The organism is Nitrosospira sp. NpAV (genome assembly GCF_000832065.1).
Lineage (GTDB): Bacteria > Pseudomonadota > Gammaproteobacteria > Burkholderiales > Nitrosomonadaceae > Nitrosospira.
In genome coordinates, this window is record NZ_JXQM01000013.1 from 42164 (window position 1) to 56013 (window position 13850).

At 55.0% G+C, this 13850-nt stretch carries 7 protein-coding genes; 2 read left to right on the forward strand and 5 right to left on the reverse strand.

From position 1 onward, the window contains the following. Positions 1–119: 119 nt before the first annotated feature. Complete coding sequence (locus tag SQ11_RS08785; protein ID WP_052494115.1) at positions 120–1295, forward strand: hypothetical protein; 1176 nt, start codon at positions 120–122, stop codon at positions 1293–1295. Between the two features lie 204 nt (positions 1296–1499). On the opposite strand, the gene SQ11_RS08790 is transcribed toward SQ11_RS08785, so the two are convergent. The 3 genes from SQ11_RS08790 to SQ11_RS08800 form a co-directional block, all read right to left on the reverse strand. Further along, positions 1500–1826 carry a DUF1840 domain-containing protein gene (locus SQ11_RS08790; protein WP_041513790.1) on the reverse strand — a complete coding sequence of 109 codons (327 nt, stop codon included), beginning with the start codon at positions 1824–1826 and terminating at the stop codon, positions 1500–1502. Between the two features lie 111 nt (positions 1827–1937). Beyond that, entirely contained in the window at positions 1938–2972 is a 1035-nt protein-coding gene (locus SQ11_RS08795; protein WP_052494116.1) for an SGNH/GDSL hydrolase family protein, read from the reverse strand. A gap of 152 nt (positions 2973–3124) precedes the next feature. After that, positions 3125–3442, reverse strand: coding sequence for a YqjD family protein (locus SQ11_RS08800; RefSeq protein WP_041513901.1), 318 nt, complete (start codon positions 3440–3442; stop codon positions 3125–3127). Between the two features lie 254 nt (positions 3443–3696). Here SQ11_RS08800 and SQ11_RS08805 point away from each other — a divergent pair, with 254 nt between their 5' ends. Beyond that, on the forward strand, positions 3697–4278 hold the full coding sequence (locus SQ11_RS08805) for a Crp/Fnr family transcriptional regulator (RefSeq protein ID WP_041513791.1): 582 nt from the start codon (positions 3697–3699) through the stop codon (positions 4276–4278). Here SQ11_RS08805 and SQ11_RS08810 read toward each other — a convergent pair. Both SQ11_RS08810 and SQ11_RS08815 read right to left on the reverse strand, forming a co-directional pair. Continuing rightward, the gene (locus SQ11_RS08810; protein ID WP_041513792.1) at positions 4258–12969 is read right to left on the reverse strand and encodes a glucoamylase family protein; all 8712 of its coding nucleotides are present in this window, start codon (positions 12967–12969) and stop codon (positions 4258–4260) included. The genes SQ11_RS08805 and SQ11_RS08810 overlap by 21 nt on opposite strands. A 455-nt stretch (positions 12970–13424) precedes the next feature. Continuing rightward, positions 13425–13736 carry a BON domain-containing protein gene (locus SQ11_RS08815; RefSeq protein ID WP_052494117.1) on the reverse strand — a complete coding sequence of 104 codons (312 nt, stop codon included), beginning with the start codon at positions 13734–13736 and terminating at the stop codon, positions 13425–13427. Between the last annotated feature and the right edge of the window lie 114 nt (positions 13737–13850).

Sequence of the window (13850 nt, forward strand, 5' to 3'; positions counted from 1 at the left end):
GCTTACTTACTTTGGCTAGATCACAATCCTTGAGCTACAGCCTGCATATCACAGCCGCTCTGATCGGGCTTTCAATAGCAACCCTCCCATGCGGAGCAGCACAGCCATCCGCTGCCAAAATGCGGATCATTGAAAACCCCGCCACGGCCGACGCGCAGTTTCCTCGTCTCGCGTCACTCCCCGATGGCGAGATATTGATGAGCTGGGTGGAGCCTGCTGGCAAGGATCATATTCTCAAATACGGCTTGTTGCGCGATGGAAAATGGATACGCCAGGGCGAGGTCGCGCGTGGCGGAGACTGGTTTATCAATTGGAGCGATTTCCCATCTGTCGTAGCCATCGACAAATCATTCTGGGTGGCGCATTGGCTGGTCAAACAAAAAGGCGGCCGTACTTACGAGTACGATATCGCAACATCCATTTCCAATGATTCTGGCGTAACCTGGAGCGCTCCCAAATTACCGCATCGCGATGGAGCTGCCGCCGAACACGGTTTTGCCGTCATCTTTCCGGTGCATGGCGATGCCGGTATTATCTGGCTGGACGGACGTGATCGTGTTGTGAAGCAAGATCGTGGCGGGCATAAGGGAAAATCCGGTAATTTCGCCTTGCGCTATACGCGCATTCATCGTGATGGTGGCATGGATAAGGAGCAGGTGATTGACGATAGTACCTGCACCTGCTGTTGGCCGGCTGTGGCGGTGACACAGGCGGGCCCGGTGGCCGCTTGGCGCGGCCGCACCGATAACGAGATCCGCGATCATCGGGTAGCCCGTTTGCACCATGGAAAATGGACAAAACCTGTACCTCTGCATGGAGACGGCTGGGAAATTGCCGGATGCCCGGTCAATGGCCCCATGCTGGCGGCACGGGGAATGCAAGTCGTGGCGGTCTGGTTTACCGCTGCGAACGATCATCCGCGCATACGCGCCGCATTCTCTACGGATGGCGGACAGAGTTTTGGCCAGCCCGTTGAGGTGGATAAGGCAGATCCATTCGGACGTGTGGGTGTCGCATGGAGCGATGATCGCACGGTGGTCGTTTCCTGGATCGCCGCCACAGACGCGGGTGCCCGCAAAGCTGGCCTGGCGCTACGCAAATTGCATACCGATGGCTCATCGGGCCCGATCCAGCGTGTTAAGGAAATCAGCGGCGGGCGGGATACTGGCGTGCCGCAACTGGCGGCGCATGGGGCAGGTTTCGTTATGGCCTGGACGGAGAAAACGCCAGATCATGGCATTAAAACGGTATTTGTTCCGGATGGCCTGATTGGCCCTGTTCCCTCGCGTCGTTGATTCGGCGAAAGCCCCACCCAGGCATAGCTGCCTATAAAGCGCAAAAATGGAGACAAAAGAAAAAGTCCGGCACGAGATTAATCGCTACCGGACCAGGGGTATCCTTCAGGGGAGGACAAGAATAGATACCCATGGATATTTTGCGCTCTTCCAGGAAATACTCTGTTCGTTGTCCCACATAGGATAAGGCAGCTGGCTACAAGCCTACGTTTTTTGCCACATTACATTGCAATTTTTTTTTGCCGCCGCGGAAAGCAGTTCAATTAAAGGTAAAGCCCGGTATTCAAGGGCCACATCTTCATCGTCCTCACCCTCGCTTTGTGCATCTCGGGCCGGTTCCGGCGGGGCGGGAGCCGACCATTTTTCTGTTTCGATCGCACGCTTCAGGCGATCGAGTGTGGTCGGGATATCCTCGGCCAGTATCGCGCCGGGCACTGTCCCGCTGTGCCCCATCATCTTCAGCAGCCGCAGTGCAATATCGCCAAACAGGGTGATGTCGGCATAGGCGTCGCATTTGAATGTTACCAGCATAGGACGTTCCCGGTAAAAATCGCGGCAGCACGAAACGGAAACCACGATTGCATGTGAAAGAAACTACACGGCCGCGGTGTACCAAAGTTTCAGGCGTGGGCCCTCTCACCCTTATGCCGCATGCTCAAGCTTTCGTCTTCTGCCTGCAATGCTTATCACCAACAGGCCGGCAACAAACATGGCCATCATTTCGGGCTCCGGCACGGCAGCGGCAAAAGCGGAGGCAAGGATGGCATGCCCATGGGTAGTGGGATGGAAATCATCCCAGAACAGAAAACTGTCGGGATTGGCACAGGGGTCGGATGTCAGGCATGCATTTTGCACATCGGTCAGCCCATAAGCGGAGGGATTTGCGATAACGCCATTCAAGAAAGTATAAGTATCAAATTGAAATATGTTGGCATCCGGGAATTGTGCGCTAACGCTTCCCAGTTGGCTTGCAAGCTCGTTATTGAACACAGTGGAAAACATCTGGGCATTCGACTTCTCGGCTTCTCCCAGGGTGCTGCCCGAGGGCGTAGCGCTGAAATCCCCAAGATTCGGAACAAGAAAATGTCGTGCACCGGCGCCCGCCAGCTCGCTTACATATCCCGCAATATTTTGGGCGGCCAGAACGGGAGAATCGTGCGTCAGGTAGTCGTTCGCTCCACCCCATACGAAAAACAATGCGTTGGGGTCTGCCTGCCCGCCGGTGCTTCCGATATCCTTCATGTATTGTTCCACTTCCCCCTTCATGCCCGGCAACGGAAACGCGCCCGGTACGGGAATTGGAATCAAATCTCCCTCTTTGGTCGCGCTGCCTCCGTCTCCGAAGTTTCCAATGCCTGATGTGGCGCCGGCTACGGCATAGCTGTGAAAATTCGAGGTACTTACTGCTCCCGGAAAGAGAGAATCCGCAAGATATTCCGTGGCGACGGGCCCATTGGAGATGCGCCCCTCAAAATAGTCGCCAAAGGGAGCGCAGGGATGAGTAGGATCGCAATTATTCGCTAATGTTTTATAAAGGCTCATTACGGCGGATGGATTGCTTCCCACATCCGAGAGACTATCGCCGAATGAATACAAACCGCTGAAAGGTGCCGCCCCGACGTGACCTCCGGTCAGCAGCAAGGCAAAAAACGCAGCAAAAAATCCTCGTATGTTCATGATCAGTCTCCCAGGTCGATTTGGTGATGAAAACCCGACTTCGCTGACAACAATTTTTGCTTCATGAAAATAAGGTCAAGCTGACATCCGCTGCGGCACTTTGTTTACCCTCGAAACCTTGCGCCGTAAGCACATTCGAACCGAAGAATCAATCAATCACGGTTTTTGATCAACAGACCAATCAGGACACCCAATCCGATTGCCAGTCCAACGGTCCGCCACGCATTTTCATGGACATATTCATCGGTTATCCGTGCCGCGATCCTTGATTTATCGACAACGGAATCCTCAAAATCCTGTAGATATTCCTTGGCATGCGTCAGGTTTTGTTCGATTTTATCGCGCAAGACTTGCGCCTTGCCTCCGCTTTCGCCGCTAACGGATTTCATCAATTCCTCGGTATCGTTAATCACCGAATGAAAATCCTCAATTAGCTTTTCCTTGCTTTCTCTGGCGGTATATTTACCCATCACATCCTCCATATAAAAAAACAGTATAGCATTCCGGGCATCATCCAACCAACGCCCCATCACGGGTCTACGCCCTGCAACCAGGAAAGACCGGAATCAACTCAAGACTCTCATACTGTCTTTGTTTCCGCAAATCCGGTCTGTCTGGAACCGCACATACGGCACCTGAATTTCAGTGTAGCCTCCAAACCTCAAAGTCATCCCCATGTCAATCATCCAGGAACCGGTTGGAGCTAAAAAACAGCGAGGAGCCAATGTCATATCTGCATACCCCGAAGCAAAACCTTTTTTTGGCTGCTCTCCCCGAAGAAGTATACGAGCGCCTGAAATCATGTCTTGAACTTGTTTCCCTGCCGCAGGGATGGGCTGTCTACGAGGATGGCAGTGAAATTGACCTTGTCTACTTCCCCACCACCAGTATTATTTCACTCCTTGCAACAACGGATGACGGAGAGTCGGAAAAGATTGCCGTTATCGGTAACGAAGGTTTATTCGGCATTGCCATGCTTATGGGAAGAAAAACGACGCCAAACCGGGCAGTGGTGCAAAGCAGTGGTTATGGCTACAGGCTTAAGGCGGCCAATCTGAGAAGAGAGTTCGAGCTTGGCAGCCCGCTGCGTTATTTGCTACAGCGTTATACGCAAAGCCTGACCGCAAGAATTGCGCAAACCGCAATGCACCCTGCGCATCCGCATCCGGCCCCCCGGACCCCTATTTCCATGGCCGGCAATCCCTCCTCTACTCACATCGATACCTTGGTCACGCAAGCGCTACGCCCCTCGAAATGGACCACACCTTCGGGCGTCAACTTGCGCTCACCCCAGCGGGCGGCCTAGCAGGCGGACTTGGACAGAATGCTGTAACCGGTCATCGGCCAGGGAGATAATAAGATTGTCTTGCCCCACCCCATCAATGGTGAGACTTTCTTTCCCCTCCTCGCCGGTGATCTGAAAAACGGTAATGCGATAGACTGTTTCCCGATACCGATAGATCAGCGTAAATGTCTCCCAATCCGCAGGCAGGCAGGGTTTGAAATATAGCTTGTCCTCCTCCAGAGTAAGGCCCAGCAGCGTTTCCAGCATCAGACGATACAACCAGCCGGCTGAACCGGTATACCAAGACCATCCGCCACGTCCAGTGTGGGGAGATACGGCATAAACGTCGGCTGAAACAACATAGGGTTCGGTTTTATAGATTGCCGCCGCCTCCGGTGTCAGCGCATGGTTGACGGGGTTGATCATTGCCAGCAATTCCCACGCGCGCTTGTGATCCCCCAATCCGGCGAAAGCCATCGTTGTCCAGACGGCTGCATGCGTGTATTGACCGCCATTCTCGCGCACGCCCGGAACATAACCTTTGATATAACCCGGATTCAAAGCGGATTGATCGAAGGGCGGATCGAGAAGCTGAATTAGGCCGGCGTCACGCCGGACCAGATGCTGATCCACCGCCGCCATTGCCTGACGTTGGCGCTCGTCGGCGCCAGCGCCGGTCAATACCGACCAGCTCTGTGCAATTGAGTCGATCCGGCATTCGGGATTGCTGGACGAGCCCAACGGGGAACCATCGTCGAAAAAGGCGCGGAGATACCATTCGCCATCCCAGCCGTGCCTTTCGATATTCTTGCGCAGCAGATTGGCTTCCTTCTTGCAACGTGCGGCAAAAACCGTATCGCCATGCCGCTGGGCGAGGCTGGAAAATTGCATGAGTACGTCATACAGGAAGAAAGCCAACCAGACGCTCTCGCCGCGCCCATGGAATCCGACCAGGTTCATGCCATCGTTCCAATCACCGCTGCCCATCAGCGGAAGGCCATGCTCGCCGAATCGCAAGCCGTGCACAATGGCGCGCATGCAATGTTCATACAGATTCGCAACCTGTTCGGAACGGACCGGTAAATCATAATACGACTCCTCATCGGCACCCACCTGCCGTCCCTCAAGAAAGGGTACCGATTCCTCCAGCACATGGATATCGCCGGTAGCGGCGATATAACGGCATGCCGCCAGGGGTAGCCAGAGATAATCATCCGAACAACGGGTCCGCACGCCGCGGCCTCCCGGCGGATGCCACCAGTGCTGAACATCGCCTTCAATAAACTGACGTGCCGCCGACCGGAGCAGATGTTCGCGAACAAGCGTGGGCTCAGTGTGAACAAGCGACATGACGTCCTGCAACTGATCCCGGAATCCGAAAGCCCCTCCGGATTGATAATAACCGCTACGCCCCCATAAACGGCAGGCGAGAACCTGATATACCAACCAGCCATTGATCATTACATTGACCGACGGGTCAGGTGTTTCCACCTGTATTGCACCCAGCGCATGTCCCCAGTACCGATGCACGCTTCCCAGAACTTCCTGTGCTTTGCCTGCACCACGGAAGCGCTGCGCAAGCCTGATGGCATCCCCCGTATCAGATCCGGCACCCAGACGAAAGACGATCTCCCGCGATTGACCATCCAGCAGCTCGAATGGAACGCGGATAGCGCCACAGGGGTCAAGCGCCGGTCCCACGCGGCCGGAAAGCGCGTTCGCGGTTATCATTGCCGCCGGGCTTCTGAATCCGCCATTGCGGCCGATGAATTCAGTTCGATCACCGGTCACGCTGCGTACCGTGTCATCGGCGTCAAAAAAAGCCACTCGCGCCGAGAACTCGTTGCTGTAGGGATTGCGTGCGAGCAAGACATTGCTGACGGAATCGATCTCTGTAATGACGTGCATCCTGCTTTTCTCCGGTAAATCGCCCAATACCCATTCGACGTATCCTGTCGCGGAAAGCTTGCGCGATCGCCCGGATTCATTCCGAACCTTCAATACAGCGAATTTAACCGAGGCGTCGAGTGCCACATAAACCCAGAGCTCGGAAACAATACCGTTCTCGGTATGCTCAAAAACGCTGTAACCGAATCCGTGCCGGGTAACATAGGGCGCCGCTCCGGGCCTGGGTAATGGCGCTGGTGACCAGAAATAGCCGCTTTCTTCGTCGCGCAAATAATAGACTTCCCCGCCGGGATCACAAACGGGATCATTGCTCCATGGCGTCAAGCGGAATTCATGAGCGTTCTCTCCCCAGGTATAGCCTTGGCCGCTTTCGGAGATAACGGTCCCGAATTGCGAATTTGCTAGAATATTTGACCAGGGGACTGGGGTCGTCTGCTCCCGTCCGGTCGTTATGATATATTCGCGTCCATCGGCGGTGAATCCTCCAAACCCATTGTCAAAGAGTAAATGACGCTGAGGCAGCTTAACGCTTTGCGCCACCTCGGACTGACGCTCCGGCTCCCACTTCATCGGCGGTATCGTAAGCTCTCCGGGAATCCGGCGTGCTATCTGCTCCGGCAAATTGCCTTTACTATCAAGGATAATCACGCGTGCAACAGTTTGCAGCAGAATACGGTCCTCGACGGCAATCTGCTCGGCACGGCGGATAAAAATGCCCCCCGGCCGATCGAGCACGTGGGCTTCGGTACTGCCGGCGACCAATCCCATGATGTGATCATGCAGAAGTTGCCGATAGCTCGAATGATCCTCGTTCCAGATTATCAAATCGACAGTCAGCCCTTTCAAACGCCAGTAGGCATGCGCTTGCACCAACTGCCGCACCAGGTCGATGTTGGCTGGATCACTGATCTGCAGCAGCACAATCGGCAGATCGCCCGAAATGGCATACCCCCATAATCCTGACTGGTTACGCTGATTCTTGCTCAACACGGCGCCGTCGGCGCGCAGATAAGCATTGGCATAGAGCACCGAGCCTGCCAAGCGGCCAAACAATTGGGCGTCAGTCTCGGTCGCGTTGAGCTGCCGTAATACAACCAGACTATGGGTCCATGCGAGGTCGAAAACACGATCAGACAGACGCGGATCCTGGTACTTGTCCACTAGATTCATGACGGCGTGACGAGAATCGGCTGCTCCGGTAACGATATCAATCGTCATGGACTCGCCCGGTTTGATGGTTACGCGCCGCCGGATTGCCACGATCGGATCCAAAACCGAGCCGGCGCTGCCGGAGAGCGGCCCCGCCTTGCTCATCGCTTGCGGATTGGATACATTATTTCCGCGCCCAATGAATGCCATCCGATCCGTCTCATAGGAAATCGCTTCGCTACCGATGCCATGTACCGTCATCAGATGAAACATCCAGGGTATTGGATCACTCTGGGAGCGTGGACGCCGGCTGCAGAGGATTGCATACCGCTCGGGCAGTATTTCCGTCTGCACGAAAAGGTTGCCAAATGCCGGCGCTTGCGCGTCGGCTGCCGGCGTCGAAAGCACCACTTCGGCATAGGAAGTAACCTCAATGGTCCGATGCGTCCAAGCCCGATTGGTGATACGAACCCGGCGCAATTCGATATCATCTTCCGGGGATACCGTAATCTCGGTATAAGTGTCGAAATCGAGATCGCGGCGGCGGAACTCGACCCGCCCTTCAGAAAAGAGAACACCATAGCGCTTGGCTTCCTTCAATGTGGGCTGGTGCGTATTCGACCAGAACTCCCCGCTCGCCATATCGCGCAGGTAGCAGAAACTGCCCCAGTTGTCGCAGGTGCTGTCTTCCCGCCAGCGGGTGACAGCAAGATCCCTCCAGCGGCTGCTTCCACCGCCGCTGTTGGTGACCATGACGTGATACCGGCCGTTTGACAGAAGCTGCACTTCGGGAATGGGCGTGCTGGCATTCGAAAGTATGCGCATCGGCATGTCCGGAAGCTCCTTGGCTGCCCGAATATCCGGCAGTTCAGGGGCCTGGGAACGGAAAGCCGTCACCTTCGGAATCCTCTCCTGTAAAAGCAGCATCGTTGCCTGGAACGATGCCTCGGATTCGAACCGCCGTTGCATGGGGCGATCCAGCAATGCGTATGCCAGAGAAAGCAGGCTCATGCCTTGGTGATGAGCCATGAACGAGCGTATCACGGCGCGTGTTTCACCATGTCGCAGTCGTGATGGCGTGTAGTCGACTGCTTCATAAAAACCGAATTTTCCGAGAAGATCTTCGGCGGCAAGCTGCTGAAGGTTACGGCATGCGGCTTCGGGATCAATCATCAGGGCCAGCATGGAGGCATAGGGGGCAATGACCAGATCATCAGCCAGACCCCGTTTGAGCCCCAGGCCCGGAACACCGAATGCGCGGTATTGATAGTTGAATTGAACGTCGACGGCATTGTAGCCCGATTCCGAGATGCCCCAGGGCACCCCGCGCTCGTCGCCATATGCAATTTGCCGGTCCACCGCCGCCTTGCAGGTTTGATCGAGCAGCGTGTTGTCGAATGTCGGCATGACCAGTAACGGCATGAGATATTCGAACATCGAACCACTCCACGACAACAACGCGGATTCTCCCCCGGCGGATGTAAGCATCCTGCCCAGAGCGAACCAGCTTTCCTGAGGCAGCTCCCCCTGCGCGATTGCGACGAAATTGCACAATCGAGCCTCCGAAGCAAGTAAATCATAATAACTTGCATCGAGCCGGCGTTCCCCCGCATTGTACCCAATGGCAAGTTGCCGTTGCGCATGATTGAATAGGAAACCGTATTCCATCTGCGCCATTTCGCCCGTTAAAAGCACAAGGTGCTCGAGCATGTCCAACTGGTGGCGCGCGCGCTCATTTCCTTGCGTGGCAAGAAATCTCAGCGAGGGAATTTCCGCCGTACGCGCCGCCTCATGTTTGCTGCCATGAGCAGCGGGCCACACGAACTGCGACGTAAGGCTGGCTAATTCCGCAAGCACATCCTCGCATTGTCTATTTAAAACCCTTGCCCATTCATGAGCTTCGTCAGTACCCGCAGCAGACTGCTCTTCGGCAATCTCGTGGACCACCGCCCTGGAGCAGGCAGCCAACTGGTCAAGCTCGACTCTCGCACCCGCGATGGTGAGTGGGCGAACGCCGCTTGCAGCCATCAGCGCCTGCTTGAATTGCGTCAGCGAACTTGCGGGAGCGCCAGCGGTTTTCTCCAGGATCCGCAGCGTATCGTCCAATCCCAGGAATATCTGTTCGCCGATGATGGGGGCATCTGCAGCTTCCAGTAGCCCCGCGCGTAGTGTGAGCAGATGGCCCGCGAGGTTGCCGCTATCCACCGTGGAGATATAGCGCGTCAAAGGCGCCCGTGTTTCCGTATCGTACCAGTTGTAAAAATGACCCGCGTGCCGTTCCAGCGTTTCCATCGATTGGAGCGTATTCGCCGTCCGGTCGATGAGTTGTCCTATGCCGATGTAACCGAAGTCATGTGCGGCAATATTGGCGAGGAGTGCCAGACCCATATTGGTCGGCGATGTACGATGCGCGATCGTCGCAACCGGATGCTCCTGGAAATTATCCGGCGGCAACCAATGATCCTTTGGGCCGACGAAGGTTTCGAAGAAGAACCATGTGCGGCGGGCTGCCTGACGCAAAAAGTGGTTTTGACCTAGGGTCAATTCAGTGCTTCGCGGGGGGAACGGCCGGCTTATCCACCAGGCAATCGCGGGAGAGCCCGCCCATAGCAATAACACCGGCAACGCGACGATCAAGGCAAATGGTTCTGTCATCACGATTCCGATTACTCCGGCCGCGGCGGTTGCAGGCGCCATCCACATCGATTGAAAGTATGCACCGAGACCAGTACGCCCCTTATCAACGATCGCCGGATCGGATTCACGCTCGACCTCACGGGATGGGTTCCATTCCAGAAGCCGGCGGCGCGTGATCAAAAGTCTTACATGAGTCCGTACAATTGCGTCGAGGCTGAAATAGGCCTCATGGGGAAGGCAGGCCAGTACAAACAATATCTGCCCGAAATGCCGCCCCGCCGCACGCGCGGTGGCGGTAACATGCTGCCGCAGCGACATACCGGGAGGCTTATGCAGCAGATCGGAAATAACGGTTATCATCGCAGGGATAGCCAGCACGCCTATGACCACCAAAGTCCAGAACCACGCATGAGGGAGAGCTATCCATCCCAGCAGGAGAAGCAGTGTCAAGGCCGCCGGAACCAGGCTGCGCCGCAGGTTATCCATCAATTTCCATCGGGACAACGCCGATAGCGGATTCGGATGACGGCCCGAGTCCATTCCCGGGACGCGCCATAATAGCCAGGTAGCAAGTTGCCAGTCTCCCCGGATCCATCGGTGGCGGCGGCTTACGTCTGCGCTGTAACGTGAAGGAAAACCCTCATACAACAGGGCATCACTCAGCAAACCCGAGCGGGCATAACAGCCTTCAAGAAGATCGTGACTTAGTATCCGGTTCTCGGGAAGGCGGTTGCAAAGCGCTTGTTCGAACGCATCAACGTCATAAATACCCTTACCCACGAACGAACCTTCATAGAATAAATCCTGGTAAACGTCCGAGACAATACGCGTATACGGATCTATACCGGCTTCGCCACCAAAAAGCCATGCGTATTGCGACCGGTTTGTACTCGACAGGCTCACCGCGACACGCGGTTGCAGAATTCCATAGCCTTCGGTCACCAGCCTGCCAGCGGCTCCCTCCGCGCCGTTGGTGTCGAGCCGCGCGCGATTCAGTGGGTGAGCCATTGAGCCGACAAACTGATGAGCCGCCTCCCGGGGCAATTGGGTGTCGGTGTCGAGCGTGATAACATATTTCACTTCGGGTAACACAGCTGTGTTGCCGATGACTACCGAGAATGCGTCGCTTCCTGCGCCACGCAGCAAGGCATTCAAATCCGCAAGTTTGCCGCGTTTGCGCTCATGACCCATCCAGAGCCGTTCTAGCGGATTCCATCGGCGTGGGCGATGAAACAAAAAAAACGGGCCGTTAGTCCCCCTTGCCGCCAAGTCTGCCGTCTCGTTCGGAGCCCCCATTTCATCCCTGGCCCAGTTGGAATACTTATTATTCAAATCTTCGATACTTGCGCGCGCAAGCTGCAATAAAGAAACATCTTCGGGCAGCGTTTCCCGGTCCGCATCGTGAAAATCAGTCAATAAACCGAAGAAAAGATTATCATCGCGGTTGGCCAGAAATCTGACCTCGAGCGCCTCCACGAGATTCGGGATGTCGGAGGCTTTCGTCAGCATGGTTGGAACCACTACCAGGGTACGAAATGCCGCAGGGATTTCCCCCGAAAAATCCATACGTGGCAGCGAGTGTGGCGCCACCAGCAGTTGAGTTATCCAATTTACTATTGCTACGGCCAATTGGCTCACTGCAAATAGCGATAATACCCCCACCATTCCCAGCAACCACCCATTTATGCCGCCGGCATACGCTTCGAGCAAAAGACCGCCCGTCATACCCGCCGTTATCAGAGCAATCCCGCCAACATAAAAGAGAAGCGGATACCGGCGGGCGGCGCGCGATAATTTTTCGGGGATGGACAAGCGTACCTGTGCCGCCTGTTCGAGGTCGGGCAGGCCTTTGTCTATCAGGTAGAAGCCAACATGCGCCCTGGCGGCCCCGTCATTTTTGGTGGCGCTGTTGCGCGCCAACCGGAGCGCATGGCGCGCCACTTCGACTTCCGAAACGGGACTTACCTTGGCCAAGCGCTCCACGGCATGCCGATAGCGATCGCGGGTAGCAAAATCCATCCCGCTATAGACACCCTCCGGATCTTCTCGCAAGGTCTGCTCGACAACGCTGATAGTCTCGACAAACTCGCGCCAATCGATAGCGCCTAGCATGCGCAAACTATTAATGCTGTTGGAAATGGAAACCTGATCAGCCGCCTGCTGCTGATTTCCCATATGCACCATTTGCTCAATTGTTTGATTCGACTCGGCAAGCCGCTGTTCAATCCAGTTCAGCGGGAGCGCCAGCGCGGGACCCTGGCCTTGCAGCCGGCGCGCCAGTTCAGAAATGAACGGCGTAGTCATTGGTGGATCCGATCGCGCCATATCCGCAATGACGAGAACCAGACTCTTGGGATCTTTTTCAGCGATCTTCGTAATCTCATCAGCCCAGGCATCCGCGACGTTCCGGTCAACCCTGCCGGCCGCCACGTGGACCCCGACGCGGCGCAGGTTCTCAATCAGTGCCAGCCGCAGCATGATGGGTATCGCCCATAGCTCCCCTAATTGCAGATTGGCGACAGCCTGGTATGCCATGACAAAGCGCCTCAGGCTCTCCGTATCCACTCTGCCATCGCCATGCGAGATCGCCTGTAAAGCGATGTCATATACACGCGGAAGGTTGGCGGATTGCCCACGCGCGACGAGAGGCAATTCACGGCTATAACTTTTGGGAAGATGACGTTTGGCGGTGAGAATTTGCTCTTCTATCAAATAAAAATTGTCGAAAAGCCATTCGCCTGCCGGTGTAAGCGGCTTGTCAGCAGTGACCGCTTCGGTCAATACATTACAGATGTTGAGAAGCGTATTTTCGTTCTCATCCAGACGCGCCAGCAGTTGGTCGGTGCCACGCGCTGATGATAATTCGTGAGAAGCCGCAAGAATCCCCCCATACAGCTCCATCTGGTCGGCGCTGAATAGCTCGGCCCGCAGAGGTAATTCCTCGCTTAGCGGAACACTTGGGTTTCCGATTTTGCGAAACCGCGCCATGAACGGAAATAAAAGCTGGGAGACGGTCATGTCCCTAGCAATCTGCCGGATTTGAGGAATCGAAGCGAGCGGACTGGATGAAGCGTAACCTTCAATAATGATTTCATTGGCCCGGGAAACGTCAACACAGGGACCGTGGAACAACCATTCCGCATCGTTGCGTCTTGTCCCATACCCCAATAACCGGGCACTTCACCCTGTCCAACTACCGGATCTAGGTTCAATTGCATTTCTCCAGGTTGCCACGATCCATGTGTTAAGGGGATCGAAGTACAAGCCTTCCGCAATGGCTATGGGCGTTTCATCATGCCGGGTCTTGTTTTGATTCCGGGATTATGTAAATTCCTCCCGGTGTATGCGGTGCCTATTGACCGCGGAGCGGATAAATCAGACAAGAAATGAAAATACTGTTCTGAAATGCCGAAGCCTCGCTTGCAGGCGGTAAATCCCCGGAAGAGAGGTTACCGCGTAACCTCCCATGATATTTATTTCAACTGCATTGCATTTTTCACCGATTTCACACCCGCGACACCTTTGGCGACCTCCACCGCCTTGGAGATATCAGCTTGGCTGGAAACGAAGCCACTCAATTGAACGACGCCTTTGAAGGTTTCGACATTGATCTCTGTGGACTTTAATGTAGGTTCGTTGAAAATCGCCGCTTTCACCTTTGTCGTGATTGCGCTATCGTCAATATATTCTCCCGTACCTTCCGTCTTCGACGTTGACGCGCAACCCACCATAGACATGAATAAAATGGCGGCAAATAGAGTATAAATTCTGTTAACTTGTATCATATTGAACTCCGAATGGTTGGAAACGGGTTTGTTACATGCATCTGTTATAGGAATCTGCCAAGATCGTATTTCTGTTGTTTTCACTCGAACTACCCATTACAACGATAACGGCGT